We start from the raw sequence: 18,450 nt of genomic DNA, 5'->3' as shown, positions 1-18,450 counted from the left end.
CAGGCTTTTTTCGAAGTAGTTTACCCTTTGATTAAATTAAGCAAATGACAAAAAGGGATTCGGAATGAGACCATCCGAACCCCTTTAGTCAACAAAGTAAAATCCGCTGAGATCAGCGGATTTTCTTTTAGCTATTTTTAAGTTTTTCTAGTTCAAACAAGAACTTATCGTTCAATACTTTAATGTATGTTCCCTTCATTCCTAAAGAACGTGATTCAATGACGCCTGCGCTTTCAAGCTTACGCAATGCGTTTACGATGACAGAACGAGTGATGCCGACTCTGTCTGCGATTTTTGATGCAACAAGCAAGCCTTCCTTTCCATTAAGTTCTTCAAAGATGTGCTCGATTGCTTCAAGTTCACTGTATGATAGTGAGCTGATCGCCATCTGGACGACAGCTTTGCTGCGTGCCTCATCCTCGATTTCTTCAGCCTTTTCACGCAGGATTTCCATCCCTACAACCGTTGCGCCATATTCGCCAAGGATAAGATCATCATCATGGAACTGTTCTTCCAGACGGGCAAGGATTAATGTTCCAAGTCGCTCGCCGCCACCGATGATTGGCACGATTGTTGTTAAGCCGCTCTTGAATAACTCTCTGTTTTCAACCGGGAATGCTGTATACTCACTGTCAACATCCAAATTCGGAGATGTCTCCTGGATGTTGAATAGATTCTTTGTATACTCTTCTGGGAATTGACGGTCTTCAAGCATTTTAACCATGCGCTCATTCTCGATTTGCTGGTTGATGGCGAAGCCTAGCAGCTTACCTCTGCGGCTGACAACAAAGATATTCGCTTCGATTACTTCACTTAGTGTCTCTGACATCTCTTTGAAATTCACCGGTTTACCGGCAGCTTTTTGGAGCAGGGCATTAATTTTTCTAGTTTTTGATAGTAAGTCCATTGTTTCTTCCTCCTATTTGCTTCAAACAAAATAACATTTATTTAAATACTGGCCAGTTTCAATGCTTTAGCACAATAGGCAGCCTTTATTTGTCTACCCTATTGAGTATGCATTAAAACGGTAAAACATTATAATATGAACTGGCTTAAATCCTTATTTCTTGAAATGGCGCCCAGTTTTTCTTCAACATATTGCGGAGTGATCGCTACCTTCTCAAGATTGATGTCTGGTGCTTCGAAGCTTAGATCTTCAAGGAGCTTCTCAAGGATTGTCTGCAGCCTTCTTGCTCCTATATTATCAGTATTCTGGTTCACTTCGTATGCAACTTCTGCTATCTTACGTATAGCATCGTCAGAAAATTCAATTTGTATACCTTCAGTTTCCAATAAAGCTTCATATTGCTTTGTCAGTGCGTTGTCTGGCTCAACCAGAATTCGATAGAAATCTTCTACAGTTAACTTGGTGAGCTCGACACGGATCGGGAAACGACCTTGCAGTTCTGGTATCAGATCAGAAGGCTTCGCCATATGGAAAGCACCGGCAGCGACGAATAAGATGTGATCTGTTTTGACAGGCCCATATTTCGTATTGACCGTCGACCCTTCCACTACAGGCAGGATGTCCCTTTGAACACCCTCTCGTGAGACGTCGGCACTGGAACCGCCAGAATTCTTGCTGGCGATCTTATCAATTTCATCAATGAAAATGATACCCGCCTGCTCAGCACGGTATGTAGCTTCCTGAGTAACCTCATCCATATCGATCAGCTTTTGTGCTTCCTCATTGATCAGCAATTTCCTTGCCTCACGAACAGGAAGTTTTCTTTTCTTCCTTTTCTTTGGCATCAAACCGCTTAATGCATCCTGCATGTTCATCCCCATTTGTTCCATTCCTGAGCCCTGGAGCATATCAAACATGGAAGGTGCCTGCTCTTCGACTTCAACGGTTACCAGCTCATCTTCAAGTTCACCTTGTTCGAGTTTTTGCTTGATGTTTTTCCGTTTTTCGAATAATCCCATATCCTCTGACTGGCTTGTTTCTTGCTCGGGCTGCTGCTGGCTGCCGCCAAAGAGCATCTCCAAAGGATTTTTATAATTCACCGATTTTTTCGCTGATGGGACAAGGAGCTCGACCAGACGGCGATTTGCATTCTCTTCTGCTGGTTCCTTGACTTTCTCCATCTTTTCTTCTTTTACAAGTCTGATTGAAGTTTCGACAAGATCCCTGACCATTGACTCGACATCACGGCCCACATAGCCGACTTCGGTAAATTTGGTGGCTTCAACCTTTACGAAAGGAGCCCCAACCAATTTAGCCATCCTTCTGGCTATTTCCGTTTTACCTACGCCTGTTGGTCCAATCATCAGGATGTTCTTGGGAATGATTTCATCCCTGATATTTTCAGCGAGCAATCCACGTCGATACCTGTTCCTAAGAGCAACTGCCACCGCTTTTTTTGCATCTTTTTGTCCGATTATATACTGGTCCAGCTTTTCAACGATCTGCCTTGGAGTTAAATTTGTTGTCTGTTTCACACTCTTCACTCCTTTTATCATTACAGTTCTTCCACAATGATATTGTGGTTTGTGTAGACACAAATATCAGCTGCAATTTCCAATGAAGACTTCGCGATTTCTTTAGCTGTCAGATGATCTCCAGCATATTGCTTTAGCGCACGGCCTGCAGACAAAGCATAATTCCCGCCAGATCCGATGGCAAGAATGCCGTCATCAGGTTCGATGACTTCACCAGTTCCGGAAATTAGAAGCATACTGCTTTCATTCATAACAATCAGCATGGCTTCAAGCTGCCGGAGGACTTTGTCACTCCTCCACTGTTTGGCAAGTTCCACAGCAGCCCTTTGAAGATTGCCGTTGTATTCCTCCAGCTTGCCTTCGAACTTTTCAAACAAGGTGAACGCATCAGCTACCGAACCGGCAAATCCTGCAATTACTTTACCATTAAACAACTTCCGGACTTTCTTTGCTGTGTGTTTCATCACTACAGCATTGCCCATGGTAACCTGACCATCGCCTGACATGGCGCATTGCCCTTTATGTTGAACAGCAAATATCGTTGTGGCATGGAATTCCGCCATCTTTTTCGTCCTCCTTTTGGCTTATGCCCTCGGGTGGTGTGACAAATAAATACTGCGTAAGTGCTCCTTTGTAACATGGGTATATACTTGCGTGGAAGACAGGAAGGCATGGCCCAGAAGCTCCTGGACAGTCCTCATATCAGCTCCATTGCTCATCATATGTGTCGCAAAGGAATGGCGCAATTTATGCGGATGGATTTTCCCGGTAAGGGCAGACTTTTCGATCAGTTTATTAAGGATTTCCCTGATACCTCTGTCTGTAAGAGCCCCGCCACGGAAATTCAAGAATAAATGGCCATGGTCATCCTTGCCATTCAGCAAGTCAGGCCTACCATTCTTTATGTAGTCTTCAATCGCATCCTGAGCAAAACTTCCGAATGGCACATATCGATCCTTCTTCCTTTTCCCATGAACCAAAACAGTCGAAAGCGATAAATCCACTTCCTTCACCTGGATTTTACAGCACTCACCTACACGGATTCCAGTCGCATAAAGCAGCTCCAGGAGTGCTTTGTTCCTTTTTCCAAGTGCTGTCTCGGTTTCACATACTTTGAACAACTGTGATAGTTCCTCTTCGTAAAAAAAATCCGGCAGCCGCTTTTCCAGTTTTGGAATGGATACAAGCGAAAATGGATTGTCACCGACCATTTTCTCACGTAGCAAAAACTTATAAAAGCTGCGCATGCAGGAAATTTTCCGTGCGACTGATTTTCTGGAGAGCTGCTGGTCAAACAATTTTGTCAGGTAAATCCTTGTGTCCGCATACTCTACATCATCCAGACTTGTCAGCCCTTGTTCAGACATGAACAAAAAAAATTCCCTAATATCATGTTGATAATGTTCAATTGTATATTGTGAGTAGTTTTTCTCAATTTGTAAATATTCAATAAATAACTTTAAAGAATTGTTCACATTTGCTTCCATCTTATCACCTCACAAGGGCTACTAAATAGTATCATATTTGTATAGACCTCGCAATAGAAATTACAAATTTTTCACAAATTTCTGAATTGTTTCCAATGCTCTGGAAGCATGCTTTTCATTACGTTCCTGCTTGGCTTTGATTTTCTCCGGAAGATCAGGGAAAAGACCAAAATTGGCGTTCATCGGCTGGAAGTTCTTTGCATTAGTTGTTGTAATATATCTTGCCATGCTCCCCATCGCTGTTTCATGCGGGAATTCAAGCGGCTCTTCCCCTTTGACAAGACGTGCCGCATTGATTCCGGCGATCAAGCCGCTGGCAGCAGATTCAACATAACCCTCAACACCGGTCATTTGTCCTGCAAAGAATAAATCCTCTCTATTCCTGAATTGGTACGTCGCTTTTAACACTTTTGGAGAGTTAATGAATGTGTTGCGGTGCATCACACCATAACGGACGATCTCAGCATTTTCAAGACCCGGGATTAATCTTAGCACTTCTTTTTGCGGGCCCCATTTCAAGTGTGTCTGGAAGCCAACTATATTGTACAATGTCCCAGCAGCATCATCCTGGCGCAGCTGGACGACAGCATATGGCCTTTTCCCTGTTCTTGGATCCTCTAGACCCACAGGCTTCATAGGGCCAAACAGCATCGTCTTTCTTCCTCTTTGCGCCATCACCTCAATCGGCATGCACCCTTCGAAAAAAACTTCTTTTTCAAATTCCTTCAACGGTACCGTTTCAGCGGTAATCAACGCTTCGTAAAATCTGTCGAATTCTTCTTCTGTCATTGGACAGTTAAGGTAGGCAGCTTCACCTTTATCATACCTGGATTTCAGGTAAACTTTATCCATGTCGATGCTTTCCTTCTCAAGGATCGGTGCAGCAGCATCATAAAAGTATAGATACTCTTCTCCCGTAAGCTGCTTCAATTGCTCGGATAAAGCCGGGCTTGTCAATGGACCGGTGGCAATGACTGTAGGCCCATCCGGAATTTGAGTGATTTCTTCATTAATGACCGTTACATTCGGATGCTCTTTTACAGAATTCGTTACGTGTGCTGCAAATTCGTGCCGGTCAACCGCCAGAGCACCGCCAGCTGGTACAGCACAAGCATCTGCAGCTCCGATGATGACAGAGTTTAGCATTCTCATTTCTTCCTTTAATACTCCTACCGCATTTGTCAATGTATTCGCACGTAAAGAATTACTGCATACCAGCTCCGCAAATTTGTCGGTATGGTGGGCTGGTGTCTGCTTCACCGGCCTCATTTCATATAGGTTGACCTTGATGCCTCTTTCAGCAAGCTGCCAGGCAGCTTCACTTCCGGCAAGACCGGCACCAATGACATTTACTGTTGCTTCTGTCATATCTATTTCCTCCATTGCTATTAAAAGTCATCAATAAGTGTAATATCATGTTTAAACAGTATGTAATGCTTCAAAGTCAGGCTAAGTCGCATGAACAGCATTATCAAAAAGCTTATTATACCATCTGCCTTAACATAAAGCTTCTATTATATACTCCATCTTACTTACTTTTCCCTGACACCTGTATCATTTTGCACCTTTATTTACGAAAAAGAAAGAAAAAAGTTTCATTTTTAGAAAAGCGGAAGCCCCTTGATCAGCCCTGACAAGCACTGGAGGGCCTGTCAATGAAGTCACTCTTTGACTTCATTGACAGGACACCGAAAACGAAATGTGTAGCCACTGACCAGAAACGTAGAAACTGGAGACTCAGACAAAGAAGCGCTTTTTGCTTCTGCCGGCGGAGTTGAAGTTTCGAAGTTTCTAGGAGGCGAAAATAGACAAGTGACTCGAAGGGCTGAGCGCTGGAGCTGGACAATGAAAAGCGGAGGCGCCATGACAACTTCTTTACAAACATAAAGAGTGAGCCCCTGGCTCACTCTAGCTTTGTGGTTCTTCTTTGTAATCACACTCTGTACACTGAACCTGGACACCCTTTTTAAGCTTCTTCTCGACAAGCATATTTTCGCATTTCGGGCATTTCCTTGCAAGTGGTTTGTCCCATGATAGGAAGTCACATTCAGGATAGCGGTCACAGCCGTAGAAAATGCGGCGTTTCTTGCTCTTCCGTTCGATGATATTCCCCTCTTCACATTTCGGGCACTTGACTCCTATATCCTTCACAATTGCCTTTGTGTTCCGGCATTCAGGGAAATTGCTGCAGGCCATGAACTTTCCGTAACGGCCCATCTTAAAGACCATAGGCGAGCCGCATTGTTCACAATCCTCGCCCGCAGGTTCATCCTTGATTTCGATTTCCTGCATTTCTTTCTCCGCTACCTCTAGACTCTTTTCAAAATCGCGATAGAAATCATCAATGACCTTGACCCAATTGATCTTTCCTTCCTCGACATGGTCAAGATTCTCTTCCATTTTGGCTGTGAACTCGAGATCCAATATCTCAGGGAAGAACTCAAGCATCAATTCATGGATAACCTCGCCAAGTTCTGTCGGAACAAACCGCTTATTATCAAGGGATACATACCCTCTTTTCTGGATTGTATCAAGAGTTGGCGCATATGTTGATGGCCGGCCTATTCCCATTTCTTCAAGTGTTCTGACGAGCCTGGCTTCTGTATATCTTGGAGGCGGCTGGGTAAAGTGCTGTTTCGGTTCCATATCTTTCTTGGTAACCTCGTCGCCTTCCTTAAGGTCGGGAAGGAATTTATCTTTTTCCTCAACCTGGTCATCCGTTCCTTCTACATACACCTTCATGAAACCTGGGAATTTAACCTTTGATCCTGTTGCACGGAAAGTTATATCCCCATTCCTTAAATCCACGCTCATTGTATCCATGATTGCAGAAGCCATCTGGCTGGCCACAAAGCGTTCCCAGATCAATTTATAAAGCCTGTACTGGTCCCTTGAAAGAAATTCCTTTATCTTCTCTGGAACTTTCATGGTGCTCGTTGGCCTGATCGCTTCGTGGGCATCTTGAGCGTTTGACTGTTTCTTCTCTTTTCTCGGCTCGGTTTGGACGAATTTTTCACCATATTCCCCAGTGATATACTCTCTTGCTTCTCCCTGGGCAAGCTCGGAGATCCTTGTAGAGTCCGTTCTCATATACGTAATCAAACCGACTGTTCCTTCTTTTCCAAGATCGATACCTTCATAAAGCTGCTGGGCAAGCATCATGGTCTTCTTGGCACGGAAGTTAAGTTTCCTTGCTGCTTCCTGCTGTAAGGAAGATGTGATGAATGGCGGTGCAGGATTTCTCTTCCTTTCCTTCTTCGTCACTGTATCGACTGAGAATTTGTTCCCCTTCAGTTGCTTGAGGATGTTCTTTACATCTTCCTCAGATTTCAATTCGGTTTTTTCCTTGCCAATGCCATAGAAGGAAGCTTCAAAAGCATTTTTGCCTTTTAGGAATTCAGCGCCGATTGTCCAATATTCTTCTGGCTCAAAGGCCGCAATTTCTTTTTCGCGATCGATGATCATCCTTAGAGCGACTGATTGAACGCGGCCAGCGCTCAGCCCTTTCTTTACTTTCTTCCAAAGGAGCGGACTGATATTGTATCCTACCAGCCTGTCTAATGCACGGCGTGCCTGCTGGGCATCTACCAGGTCCATATTAATCGCCCTTGGGTGTTTGAAAGATTCCTTGATGGCATCCTTTGTAATCTCATTGAATACCACCCGGCAATCGGAATGGACATCAACATCAAGGCTTTGTGCTAAATGCCAGGCAATTGCTTCCCCTTCTCTGTCGGGGTCAGCCGCGAGATAGACTTTCTTTGCCTTTTTAGCGGCAGATTTCAATTCTTTCAGTACGGGACCCTTGCCCCTGATTGTAATGTATTTGGGATTATAGTTATTTTCCGTATCGATTCCCATCTGGCTCTTGGGCAAATCTATCAAATGGCCCATAGAAGCTTTCACTTTATATTTTTTTCCAAGATAACGCTCGATCGTCTTAGCCTTGGCCGGCGATTCGACGATTACTAAAAAATCTGACATCCATTTGTCCTCCTTAGAGGTATAAAATTATCATTAATTATTATATACATATCTTAAAATTGTCAAATTTACCCTAAAAGTAAACGGTTTCATCTGATTTGGGGATTTTAAAATACCTGATGCAAAATGTATAACAGATTGAAAATTATTTCAACCTTTTTGTTGCAATTTCTAATATAAATTCTTAATTTTCTTCCAAAATGGGGCAATTTCAAACAAGCTTAACAGTTGAAACATACCCCTAAAAGTCAATTCTTGCTGCTTTTTAAGCATTATATACAATTCTCTTGTTATCATTCCACATTAGTTTCCGAGTTCCTCCAGAATATCCTCCGGACCTTTTATCAGTTTAGCGCCCTGTTGAATCAAATAGTGGACTCCATCGGAATCTGGAGTCAGAATACTTCCAGGAACAGCAAATACATTCCGTCCATCATTCAAAGCAAAATCTGCGGTGATCAATGAACCGCTCTTCTTCCTTGCCTCAATAACCAGTGTACCCTCTGAAAGGCCGCTTATAATCCTGTTTCGCATCGGAAAATGCCATTTTGCCGGGTGAGTTGCCGGAGGATATTCCGATATCACGAGCTGCTTCTCCATCATATATTCTGCCAGCTTGCTATTTTCCCTGGGGTATAGATGTTGAAAACCTCCAGCAATGACACCGATAGTTTTCCCGCCCAGTTTTATCGCTGTCTTATGGGCATGCGCATCAATCCCTTTTGCAAGGCCACTTACAATCAGAATATTCTTTTCTATTAATGAGGGAAACAAGAAATCAATTGACTTAAACCCATAGTCTGTCGCATTCCTTGAGCCAACGACAGCCAGGGCATTATCTATATTCAGCAGGGAAAGATTACCTTTTGCGAATAGGACCCATGGAGGCTGATAGATGTTTTTGAGTCTTTCAGGGTATTCTTCATCAAAAATGGTGATCAGATGGATATTTTGTGAGGAGTAATGATAGAGAAGTCGATCAACGGAAATAAGCTTAAGGTCTTGGTGGAGTTTTTGTGTTTGAGGTTGATTTTTGAAGGCAAAATGGGTTTCTTCATTAGTATTAGTGGATGCATCGTATTTCAAGATTGAGTAGATGGTTTTCCAGCTCGCATGCCTGCTGTGGACAAGCTGGATCAGTTTCCTTTTAAATTCGTCCATTTTCTTCCCCCTGGGATTAATAAACAGTCCCTCTGTTCGGAGGGACTGCCTGATTGATTATATTAGTGTGTTTTGCACTTATCGTATAAACCTTGTTCCTTCAATACGCCGATCAGCGTTTCACCCATTACAGATGGAGTATCAGCAACCTTGATTCCGCATTCGTTCATGACACGGATCTTTTCGTCTGCTGTACCCTTTCCGCCTGAAATGATCGCACCAGCGTGGCCCATGCGCTTTCCTGGAGGCGCCGTTCTTCCGCCGATGAAGCCGACAACAGGTTTAGTCATGTTTGCCTTGACCCACTCAGCCGCTTCTTCTTCAGCCGTACCGCCGATTTCACCAATCATGATGACAGCGTATGTTTCAGGATCTTCATTGAATGCTTTTAAAACATCGATGAAGTTTGTGCCGTTTACCGGGTCTCCGCCGATACCTACAGCTGTTGACTGGCCAATTCCAGCCTGTGTCAACTGGTGTACAGCTTCGTATGTCAATGTTCCGGAACGTGATACAACACCGACATGCCCTTTAGTATGGATATAACCTGGCATGATGCCGATCTTGCACTCTTCTGGAGTAATGACACCAGGGCAGTTAGGGCCTACAAGACGAGTCTTCTTGCCTTCCATATAACGTTTTACCTTTACCATATCCAATACTGGAATATGTTCTGTGATACAGATTGCCAGATCAAGCTCTGCATCCACTGCTTCAATGATCGCATCTGCTGCGAATGGAGCAGGTACATAGATAACAGACGCGTTAGCACCCGTGGTTTCAACAGCCTCTTTTACTGTGTTGAATACTGGAACGCCTTCTACTTCTGTACCGCCCTTGCCCGGAGATGTTCCCCCAACAATTTTTGTACCATATTCAAGCATTTGTTTTGTATGGAAAAGGGCTGTAGAACCCGTAATCCCTTGAACAATGACTTTTGTATCTTTATTAATGAATACGCTCACGTCAAATTCTCTCCTTTCGATCCTACTTAACTAATGAAACGATTTTTTCAGCGCCGTCTGCCATTGATTCAGCAGCAATGATATTCAATCCAGATTCGTTCAGAATCTGTTTTCCAAGATCAACATTAGTACCTTCCAGGCGGACTACAAGCGGTACTTCAAGGCCAACCTGCTTGGCTGCTTCCACGACACCTGTAGCGATGACATCACACTTCATGATGCCGCCGAAGATATTAACAAAGATACCCTTAACATTTGGATCTGAAAGGATGATTTTGAATGCTTCCGTAACTTTCTCTGCAGTAGCACCGCCCCCAACATCAAGGAAGTTGGCAGGGTCTCCGCCGTAATGCTTGACGATATCCATTGTTGCCATCGCAAGTCCTGCACCGTTAACCATGCAGCCGATGTTGCCATCCAAAGAAATATAGCTCAAATCATACTTGGATGCTTCGATTTCTTTTGGATCCTCTTCTTCCAGGTCGCGGTACTCAAGGATGTCCTTCTGGCGATATAGAGCATTCGCATCGAAGTTTAATTTAGCATCAAGAGCCATTACCTGTCCGTCACCTGTAACAACAAGCGGGTTGATTTCAGCAATTGAGCAATCTTTTTCGATATATGCAGTATATAAGCCCATCATGAACTTAACAGCCTGATTGACAAGCTCTTTAGGGATGTTGATATTGAAAGCGATTCGGCGAGCCTGGTATGGCATCAAGCCTAGTACAGGATCGATTTCCTCTTTGAAGATTTTTTCAGGAGTCGCTTCTGCAACCTCTTCGATTTCAGTTCCGCCCTCTTCTGAAGCCATCAGGACAACACGTGAAGTCGCGCGGTCAAGTACCAGACCTACGTAGTACTCCTTCTTGATGTCACAGCCTTCTTCAATCAGCAGACGTTTTACTTCCTTGCCTTCTGGACCAGTCTGGTGAGTAACCAGGGTCTTCCCAAGGATTTCAGATGCATATGTACGCACTTCATCAAGGTTTTTCGCAACCTTGACACCGCCAGCTTTACCCCTTCCGCCGGCATGGATCTGAGCTTTCACGACTACTACTGACGAGCCAAGCTCTTTAGCAGCTTCAACAGCTTCATCGACTGTAAAAGCAACTTTCCCATTAGGTACTTTTACCCCATATTTTCTGAGGATTTCTTTTCCTTGATACTCATGGACATTCATTTCCCATCCTCCTATCTATTAGGAAAACTCGATCGTTTCATGGCCAGATAACGGCCTGAAAAGGTTTTCCTAAGTAGAAAATATAATTCATTTAAATTTTTAAAAAATAGACTGCGCTTTCATTTTATATAATGAAATATTGATTGTCTACCTTTATGATTTAAATATTTCCCCTTTTTAAATATTGTAAAAAAGTATCATGGTGATTGTATGCCACTATAAAAAGCCGGGATGATAACCTTTCCCGGCTTTTAGCATTGATATTCATGGACAGAAAAACTATTTTTGTTAATTGAAAATATTAATTTCGTTTCCCTGCTTGCTGATCAAGATGATAGATATAGGAAAAAACCTCGGCGACTGCCTGGTACAGCTCTTCTGGTATTCTTTCATTCAATTCCAGCTGTGACAATACTTCAACCAGGGATGGGTCTTCCTGGATGGGAATATCATGATCCTTTGCTTTGTCTATGATTTGCTGAGCCACCAGGCCCTTTCCCTTCGCCATCACTTTCGGGGCATCCATGCTTCCCGCGTTATAACCCAAGGCAACAGCTGTCTTTCTTGTATGCTTAGGAGTTTTCATATTTTAATATCCACTCCATAATATTCTTTTTGCCCGTATAATTCTGACAGACTGCGCTGATTACTTCTGCCATTGGATTCTCCAGGGACATGGAAGTGAACAGATGATAATTTATATTCCAGTTCAGATAACTTCGTTTTCAATATCGGCGTCATCTGTTCGGCCATTTTTTTAAGATCGGGTTGATCATTAAAAATCTGTATGCTCATGACTCGATTCTGAACCTGCATATCGATTATGGTATCGTCGAGGTACTGCAGTTTCAGATAGAAGAGGACACGGCAGAAATCAGCGTCTATTTTGCCATCTTCAGTCCTTTTCCCACTCCACTGCATCGAGAGTTCGCTTGTCTTCCCTCCCAAAAAAATTGGGACCTGGACCACGAGCTGCTGGATGGGGCCTGCTTCCTGCGATAGCAGCTGGAAGCCTGTAAGTTTGTTTACCAGCGGCTCTGCAGCGTCTTTGACAATCTGGGGAGGATTTTCATTCAACAATCGAAGTGTCAGTGATTTAAGGGTATCAGGGACTTGCGTTTTTCCCACCTCACCATCCTTCATGATTTCACTAAGATGATGTTCGTAAGATAGACCCAGAGCAGAAAGGAATCTTTTAATCTTTACATCCGACAGAAGTGAGAGTCCGTTTTCCTGAAGTGCAGGTGCCGGCTCCGCTTTGCCAGCCGCTTCCGATAACAGCTGGGCATGCATCCCCACTGTACCGGCTTGCTGCTGTCTTCCTGCAGCCTCCAGCAGTTTTAATCCTGCTTGTTCCCAGTCTGCCTTACCTGCAAGTAAGAGGGACAGCGCACTGCTGGCATTAGAATGTGATAATAACTGTTTAAAGGCCAGAAGCCCGGTTTGTGTATTTGTGTCTTTGCCATTTGCCCTGTCAAAAATGAAATGAAGTGAGTCTGCGAGATCGTTGACAGGGAATGATTTATCATTAATGAAGCTTGCCATGATCTGCCGAGCGGAAAAACTGTCTCCCTTCTCGATAAGCGTTAGGACTGTTTTTAGAAACTTCAATCCTTCTGGCAGATTCTCTTCCGCACCATCCAGATGTTGAAGACTCGATAACAGCTGCTGTAAAACATTCTTTTCACTGCTTTTCGCGGGAATCGCTCCGTACTGTTGAAGAAGGTCCAGAGCGGCTTCGCTTTGCTTGCCATTGCTGCCGAGCCATGCTGAAGCAAGATGGTTTAAAGCGGCTGCAGAAGATATTGTCTTATTTGCTGGAAGCATTTCATTCAATAGCTTTCTCAGGCTTACAACTGTATCTGACTCATCTGCTGCCTCCAGGGACTTTCCGAGCTGTTCCAAAAGCATAACCAGAGATTGTTCCTTCGTGGCTGTATAAAGGGCCTCAAATGCAGCCTTGGTGACAGGCATCCCCCTTGTCAGCAGCATCTTTATGGCATCCTCCCCGGCAGTCCGGGATCCAACCGTTTTCAACCATTCTGAGGCGAGTTTAAGAAGCTCACCATTGACAGGGAGCTGTTCTTTGATGAAAAAACGGACAAGATCCAGGTTTTCCTTTGTCGGCTGCAATCCGAATTCAGACAGGATCCTGGTCAGGTTTCCCGGCTGGCCCTTCTCCTCACCACTTGAACTGATCAGCTTTAAGTGGACTTTTCCTTCTCCAGGCTGAACCTGAAACCAGTAGCGTTCATTTGCCGATAACGGCACTTCTAATTGGGCGACCATTTTTTGGTTCCCGATTTGGACTTCTGCTACTTGATCAGGGAATAGCTTAATGATTTTGCCATTGATGATTTGTCCTGGACGAAATTCGGTTATTTTTGTCTGCTGTGTTGTCTTTTGGTTAAATAAACTTTTAAGCGCTCCTGTTTCCATGGTTCACCCGCTTTGCCAAGTTCTACTGAATACACTCTCTTACTGGAGCGAAGGTCTTGCGGTGATGTTCTGTAACACCGTGTTCTCTCAGGGCATTCAAATGCTCAGCAGTTCCATAACCCATATTTGCCTGAAAGCCATATTGCGGGAATCTGAGACCCAGATCCTTCATCAGCCTGTCCCGTGTTACTTTTGCAATGACCGAAGCCGCGGCTATGGAAACGCTTCTGGCATCCCCCTTGATTAATGCTTCAAAGGGATAAGGTGTCTCCAGCTTGACTGCATCAATCAAAAGAAAATCAGGATTGATTTCCAATTGTGCTGCCGCATGGAGCATCGCTTTTTTACTGGCCTGAAGAATATTGATTTCATCTATTTCGGCAGCTTCGATGATTCCGATTCCGACAGCAAGGGCTTGGTCATTAATGATTTCAAAATATTCTTCCCTTTTCGCTTCTGTCAGTTTCTTAGAATCATTGAGACCCGGAAGGTAAAAATCCTCTGACAAGATGACTGCCCCTGCTACAACTGGCCCAGCAAGCGGTCCTCGGCCAGCTTCGTCAATACCGGCAATGAATCTGAAACCCTGGGACCGATACTTCCTTTCAAAGGAAGTCATCTCAACAAACTGACTGTGGGCCAGCTCTTTTTGCGCTTCTTGCTTTTCCCACTTCATGATGAGTTTTTGAACACCTTTGCGGTTGTCTTTTTTTAATTCCTCAATGTACTCCATGTCCACTTTATCTTTACTGAATAGCAGCTGATCAATTTCGCCAATTGTCCATTTTTCCATATCCTATTTCCCCTAGTTATGTTCTTTATTATGTATCGGCAAGAAGAAAGAAAAATAAAGGTCCTGGAATCAGGACCTTCAATTTTCTTCTTGTTTATCTGCATCTTCATCCCTCAACAGGTCTTGAGGCCTTTCAAAGGAGAGAGGACCTAATTTTTCTGTGCGTATTTCCCGAATTACCAATTCAGCGACTTTATCATAGTCTACATAACCGCCAGGCATTCTGCAGCCCCGGAAATCGCCAATCTCGTCGAAAAGCTCAACGATATCCACAGGGAGCGAGGAAAGCTTGTACCTCTCCTGCAGCCGCTCAGGGTAATACTTTTCTAAAAACCTTAAAGCATATACGGTTAAATCCTGAAGATTGAGGATGGTATCCTTGATAGCCCCTGTTATAGCGAGCTTGGTCCCTACCTCCTGATCCTCAAACTTTGGCCAGAGGATACCCGGAGTATCAAGGAGTTCAAGTTCCTTTCCTACCTTGATCCACTGCTGTGCTTTCGTCACACCCGGCCTGTTCCCGGTCTGGGCTATATTTTTCCCGGCAAGACGGTTGATCAATGTCGACTTCCCCGCGTTCGGAATCCCGACAATCATCGCCCGAATCGCTCTTGGCTTGACTCCTTTAGACTTTAAGCGGTCAAGTTTATCCTTAAGCAGGACCTTTGATTCCTGGACAATTTGCTTTAAGCCTGTCCCGGCCTGCGAGTTGATTGCAAGTGCAGTAATCCCTTTTTCGCGATAATAGCGCAGCCACTCATCGGTGACAGCTTTGTCGGCCATATCTGCTTTGTTCAATAAAACTATTCTTGGCTTATGCTGGATAATTTCATCAATCATCGGATTTCTGGATGAGTATGGAATCCTGGCATCCACCAGTTCAAATATGACATCGACAAGCTTTAGTTTTTCCGTGACCTCTCTGCGAGCCTTGGCCATATGGCCAGGAAACCATTGGATCGTCAAAGCAGCCACCTCCTATCTGTTTACATCTTTCAATACGGCGGCAGTTCATGGACTAGTCTATTGTGCGGATATCCTCAACCGGCCAGTAAATGACGTTTGTTTTTCCCAGTACCTTTTCGAATGGAACAGTACCTATGTGACGGCTGTCCTTGCTGAAACGGCGGTTATCGCCCATGACGAAAAGATGGCCTTCAGGGACTGTTTCACTGCCAATCTTCTCTTCCAGCGTAAATGGGTCTGTCAGCGGCCCATCAATAACCTGTTTTTTATATTCTTCCAAGTATGGTTCTTCGTATGCTTTGCCATTCACATACAGCGTGTCATTTTTGTATTCTATTTTATCGCCTGGAAGGCCGATGACCCTTTTTATGTAATCTTTATTCTCTGGGGCATGAAAGACAATGATATCGAATCTTTCAGGCTCGCCTACTTTATAGCTCAGCTTATTTACGATCATCCTGTCCTGGTCATGGAGAGTCGGCATCATCGATAATCCGTCCACTACGATTGGGGCAAATAAAAAGTATCGGATCACAGCTGCGAGCACGACAGCAATCAGCAGTGCCTTCGTCCATTCCCATAGTTCATTCTTCTTTTTTTCGGCCATTCTTTTCCCACCATTCCAAAATAAATGTAGTTTAGGTACATAACTTTATTTTACATAAGTCAGTCAAGATAAACACGATGGGCGGTGATTTTTTAAAATAAATTTTCAAACTGGCATTTTGTAATGAAAAAGGAGCTTGGCTAGGCAAGCTCCTTTTTGACATTCATTCTTATCGAATTTCTTTGATACGAGCTTTTTTACCACGCAGGTTACGCAGGTAGTAAAGTTTCGCACGGCGGACTTTACCGCGGCGGATAACTTCAAGCTTCGCAATTTTTGGTGTGTTAACAGGGAAAGTACGCTCAACGCCTACTCCGTAAGAAATCTTACGAACTGTAAAAGTTTCGCTGATTCCACCACCACGACGCTTAATCACTACACCTTCAAACAACTGGATACGTTCACGAGTTCCTTCGACAACCTTAACGTGTACACGTACTGTGTCACCAGGACGGAAAGATGGAAGATCAGTGCGAAGTTGTGCTTTTGTGATTTCTTCGATTAATTGTTGCATCGTTTTCATCTCCTCCCACGAATGCTCTTGCACACTTTCTTTGCAGCGGAACATTGTTATAAGCAGCAAAAAGCACGATTGCTTTTAGCCACAAGAAGTATCTTAACATAAACAGGGACTGACTGCAATATTATTCATTAAGTTTTATCAGTTCATCCAGCCATTTTTTTTGCTGATGTGTCAAGTCTGCTTCTTCAAGAAGATCAGGTCTCCGGCTCAGCGTCCTTCTCAGGCTTTCCTTCATCCTCCACTCTTCAATCAGCTTATGATTGCCTGAAACAAGGACATCCGGAACCTTCATCCCACGGAAGTCGGCCGGTCTGGTATAGTGTGGGTGCTCGAGCAGGCCTGTGCTGAAAGAATCCTGGATATGGGACTCTTCACTGCCCAGTACACCCGGAAGCAGGCGTACAACGCTGTCGATCACGACCATTGCCCCGAGCTCGCCGCCTGTGAGGACATAATCGCCGATCGAAATTTCATCGGTGATGACATGCTCACGGATGCGTTCGTCATAACCTTCATAATGTCCGCAGATGAATATTAAATGTTCTTCCTTCGCCAGTTCTTCAGCTTTCTTCTGTGTGTACCTTTCCCCCTGGGGACACATCAGGATCACTCTTGGCGAAGTGCTTTTTGCCTGTTCTTTCAAATCAGATACCGCATCGAAAATTGGCTGTGGCTTTAACACCATGCCAGCACCGCCGCCATATGGATAATCATCGACTGTCTGATGTTTGTTATCAGCAAAGTCCCGGAAATTGACGACATTGTACTGTGCAGCTCCTTTTTCAGAAGCCTTTTTCAAGATCGAATGGCCAAATACGCCCTCGAACATTTCTGGAAAAATAGAAAGGACATCGATATTCATCATGAGAGAAGCCCTTCCATAGGCTCAATCACAATCATCTTTTCCTTGACGTCAACTTTTTTCACAATGTCCTCAATATACGGAATCAGGATTTCCTTGCCTTTCTCTCCCTTTACCACCCATACATCATTGGCACCTGGTGTAAGGATTTCAATTACCTTGCCAAGTTCTTCACCATCGACGGTCATCATTGTGCAGCCGATAATATCCTGGAAATAGAACTCGCCTTCCTCCAATTCGCCGCGCTGTGTCTCAGGAACCTTGAGGATACCGCCCCTCATCCTTTCAACCTGATTGACATTATCGAAACCTTCAAATGTCAGCAGATTGAAATTCTTATGAGTCCTGTGGCTTTTTACGACCAATTCCTCGGGATCCTTTGAACCAGGCATGAATAAAAATAGTGTGTTGCCTATTTTATAACGCTCTTCTGGAAAGTCAGTCCTCGAGATCACCCTTACCTCGCCCCGGATTCCATGAGTGTTGACAATCTTTCCGACATTAAAAAATTTCTCCATTATTCGATCACCTCTCGCGTATTTCGGTCACGATGCCATCTTTTACAATTATCGTCTTACCTGAAAGAAACTCATCCCACTGGTCGCCTATATTCACATCAACAATCCCTTGAAGCTCTGTTTCTTTAATTTCACTCCCAAGCGGAAGAATATGTAGTTGTTCTATTTGAAAATCCAGGAGCTTGATTTTTTCTTTATGGACTTTTATTTCTTGTTCAAAATGCTTTTTCAATGTTTCAGGTGAAAACTTTTTAGACTTTTCTAGCTTCTTCAGTTCAAATCTCAGTTGATCGCATTCTTTCTGCAGCTGAAGCTTTCTGGAGTGGTATTTTTGGTGGATTTTTCCCTTGCTTTCTTCCGTAAGTACCTGTTTGACAATGATCGTTTGCAGTACCTTCAAAGCATTCCCTCCTTAAAGCCCACCTGTTAACAGCATTTCTCCAACTACTGGTCACAGATCACCTTAATCCTTGTGGTCACTATTATATCAAGTATTTATTATACCGTAATTTTTACAAAT

Annotated in this window: 18 protein-coding genes; all 18 read right to left on the bottom strand. The window is 43.8% G+C overall.

Going from position 1 to position 18,450, the window contains the following annotated elements:
• Positions 1-127: 127 nt before the first annotated feature.
• Complete coding sequence (gene codY / locus FS736_RS03065) at positions 128-907, bottom strand: GTP-sensing pleiotropic transcriptional regulator CodY (RefSeq protein ID WP_144474866.1); 780 nt, start codon at positions 905-907, stop codon at positions 128-130.
• Between the two features lie 128 nt (positions 908-1,035).
• Positions 1,036-2,463, bottom strand: a complete 1,428-nt coding sequence (gene hslU / locus FS736_RS03060; RefSeq protein ID WP_186326640.1) for an HslU--HslV peptidase ATPase subunit — start codon at positions 2,461-2,463, stop codon at positions 1,036-1,038.
• On the bottom strand, positions 2,463-3,005 hold the full coding sequence (gene hslV / locus FS736_RS03055) for an ATP-dependent protease subunit HslV (protein WP_144474864.1): 543 nt from the start codon (positions 3,003-3,005) through the stop codon (positions 2,463-2,465). The genes hslU and hslV overlap by 1 nt, the downstream gene beginning before the upstream one ends.
• Positions 3,006-3,026: 21 nt before the next feature.
• Positions 3,027-3,929 carry a tyrosine recombinase XerC gene (gene xerC, locus FS736_RS03050; protein ID WP_144474863.1) on the bottom strand — a complete coding sequence of 301 codons (903 nt, stop codon included), beginning with the start codon at positions 3,927-3,929 and terminating at the stop codon, positions 3,027-3,029.
• 60 nt (positions 3,930-3,989) lie between these two features.
• Positions 3,990-5,297, bottom strand: a complete 1,308-nt coding sequence (trmFO, locus tag FS736_RS03045) for an FADH(2)-oxidizing methylenetetrahydrofolate--tRNA-(uracil(54)-C(5))-methyltransferase TrmFO (protein WP_144474862.1) — start codon at positions 5,295-5,297, stop codon at positions 3,990-3,992.
• Between the two features lie 540 nt (positions 5,298-5,837).
• Positions 5,838-7,913 (bottom strand): type I DNA topoisomerase, encoded by a 2,076-nt coding sequence (gene topA, locus FS736_RS03040; RefSeq protein WP_144474861.1) that lies wholly within the window; start codon positions 7,911-7,913, stop codon positions 5,838-5,840.
• 303 nt (positions 7,914-8,216) lie between these two features.
• On the bottom strand, positions 8,217-9,074 hold the full coding sequence (gene dprA, locus FS736_RS03035; RefSeq protein ID WP_144474860.1) for a DNA-processing protein DprA: 858 nt from the start codon (positions 9,072-9,074) through the stop codon (positions 8,217-8,219).
• Positions 9,075-9,136: 62 nt separating this feature from the next.
• Entirely contained in the window at positions 9,137-10,039 is a 903-nt protein-coding gene (sucD, locus tag FS736_RS03030) for a succinate--CoA ligase subunit alpha (RefSeq protein WP_144474859.1), read from the bottom strand.
• A 22-nt stretch (positions 10,040-10,061) separates the two neighbouring features.
• Positions 10,062-11,222, bottom strand: coding sequence for an ADP-forming succinate--CoA ligase subunit beta (gene sucC, locus FS736_RS03025; protein ID WP_144474858.1), 1,161 nt, complete (start codon positions 11,220-11,222; stop codon positions 10,062-10,064).
• A 301-nt stretch (positions 11,223-11,523) separates the two neighbouring features.
• Positions 11,524-11,808, bottom strand: coding sequence for an EscU/YscU/HrcU family type III secretion system export apparatus switch protein (locus FS736_RS03020; RefSeq protein WP_144474857.1), 285 nt, complete (start codon positions 11,806-11,808; stop codon positions 11,524-11,526).
• A complete protein-coding gene (locus tag FS736_RS03015; protein ID WP_144474856.1) occupies positions 11,805-13,661 on the bottom strand; it encodes a hypothetical protein in 1,857 nt (618 codons plus the stop codon). The genes FS736_RS03020 and FS736_RS03015 overlap by 4 nt, the downstream gene beginning before the upstream one ends.
• Before the next feature lie 22 nt (positions 13,662-13,683).
• Positions 13,684-14,454 carry a ribonuclease HII gene (locus FS736_RS03010; RefSeq protein WP_144474855.1) on the bottom strand — a complete coding sequence of 257 codons (771 nt, stop codon included), beginning with the start codon at positions 14,452-14,454 and terminating at the stop codon, positions 13,684-13,686.
• Between the two features lie 78 nt (positions 14,455-14,532).
• Positions 14,533-15,420, bottom strand: coding sequence for a ribosome biogenesis GTPase YlqF (gene ylqF / locus FS736_RS03005; RefSeq protein ID WP_144474854.1), 888 nt, complete (start codon positions 15,418-15,420; stop codon positions 14,533-14,535).
• 52 nt (positions 15,421-15,472) lie between these two features.
• A complete protein-coding gene (gene lepB, locus FS736_RS03000; RefSeq protein WP_144474853.1) occupies positions 15,473-16,027 on the bottom strand; it encodes a signal peptidase I in 555 nt (184 codons plus the stop codon).
• 169 nt (positions 16,028-16,196) lie between these two features.
• Positions 16,197-16,541, bottom strand: a complete 345-nt coding sequence (rplS, locus tag FS736_RS02995; protein WP_041964491.1) for a 50S ribosomal protein L19 — start codon at positions 16,539-16,541, stop codon at positions 16,197-16,199.
• A 130-nt stretch (positions 16,542-16,671) separates the two neighbouring features.
• Positions 16,672-17,412 carry a tRNA (guanosine(37)-N1)-methyltransferase TrmD gene (trmD, locus tag FS736_RS02990; RefSeq protein WP_144475003.1) on the bottom strand — a complete coding sequence of 247 codons (741 nt, stop codon included), beginning with the start codon at positions 17,410-17,412 and terminating at the stop codon, positions 16,672-16,674.
• Positions 17,412-17,930, bottom strand: coding sequence for a ribosome maturation factor RimM (rimM, locus tag FS736_RS02985; protein WP_144474852.1), 519 nt, complete (start codon positions 17,928-17,930; stop codon positions 17,412-17,414). Before rimM ends, trmD begins: the two co-directional genes overlap by 1 nt.
• A gap of 7 nt (positions 17,931-17,937) precedes the next feature.
• Positions 17,938-18,330: a YlqD family protein gene (locus FS736_RS02980; RefSeq protein ID WP_144474851.1), complete on the bottom strand. Its 393-nt coding sequence runs from the start codon at positions 18,328-18,330 to the stop codon at positions 17,938-17,940.
• Positions 18,331-18,450: the final 120 nt, after the last annotated feature.

Source organism: Cytobacillus oceanisediminis 2691 (genome assembly GCF_007678455.1).
Lineage (GTDB): Bacteria > Bacillota > Bacilli > Bacillales > Cytobacillaceae > Mesobacillus > Mesobacillus oceanisediminis_A.
Note: the sequence above shows the minus strand (reverse complement) of the source record. Positions and strands in the feature narration are given on the sequence as shown.

Excerpts from the sequence above, each read along its gene's own strand:
- rplS (WP_041964491.1), bottom strand. The coding sequence starts at position 16,541 with ATGCAACAATTAATCGAAGAAATCACAAAAGCACAACTTCGCACTGAT.
- FS736_RS03010 (WP_144474855.1), bottom strand. The coding sequence starts at position 14,454 with ATGGAAAAATGGACAATTGGCGAAATTGATCAGCTGCTATTCAGTAAA.
- xerC (WP_144474863.1), bottom strand. The coding sequence starts at position 3,929 with ATGGAAGCAAATGTGAACAATTCTTTAAAGTTATTTATTGAATATTTA.
- FS736_RS03015 (WP_144474856.1), bottom strand. The coding sequence starts at position 13,661 with ATGGAAACAGGAGCGCTTAAAAGTTTATTTAACCAAAAGACAACACAG.
- lepB (WP_144474853.1), bottom strand. The coding sequence starts at position 16,027 with ATGGCCGAAAAAAAGAAGAATGAACTATGGGAATGGACGAAGGCACTG.
- trmD (WP_144475003.1), bottom strand. The coding sequence starts at position 17,412 with ATGAATATCGATGTCCTTTCTATTTTTCCAGAAATGTTCGAGGGCGTA.
- FS736_RS03020 (WP_144474857.1), bottom strand. The coding sequence starts at position 11,808 with ATGAAAACTCCTAAGCATACAAGAAAGACAGCTGTTGCCTTGGGTTAT.
- topA (WP_144474861.1), bottom strand. The coding sequence starts at position 7,913 with ATGTCAGATTTTTTAGTAATCGTCGAATCGCCGGCCAAGGCTAAGACG.
- hslV (WP_144474864.1), bottom strand. The coding sequence starts at position 3,005 with ATGGCGGAATTCCATGCCACAACGATATTTGCTGTTCAACATAAAGGG.
- trmFO (WP_144474862.1), bottom strand. The coding sequence starts at position 5,297 with ATGACAGAAGCAACAGTAAATGTCATTGGTGCCGGTCTTGCCGGAAGT.
- codY (WP_144474866.1), bottom strand. The coding sequence starts at position 907 with ATGGACTTACTATCAAAAACTAGAAAAATTAATGCCCTGCTCCAAAAA.
- dprA (WP_144474860.1), bottom strand. The coding sequence starts at position 9,074 with ATGGACGAATTTAAAAGGAAACTGATCCAGCTTGTCCACAGCAGGCAT.
- hslU (WP_186326640.1), bottom strand. The coding sequence starts at position 2,463 with ATGATAAAAGGAGTGAAGAGTGTGAAACAGACAACAAATTTAACTCCA.
- sucC (WP_144474858.1), bottom strand. The coding sequence starts at position 11,222 with ATGAATGTCCATGAGTATCAAGGAAAAGAAATCCTCAGAAAATATGGG.
- rimM (WP_144474852.1), bottom strand. The coding sequence starts at position 17,930 with ATGGAGAAATTTTTTAATGTCGGAAAGATTGTCAACACTCATGGAATC.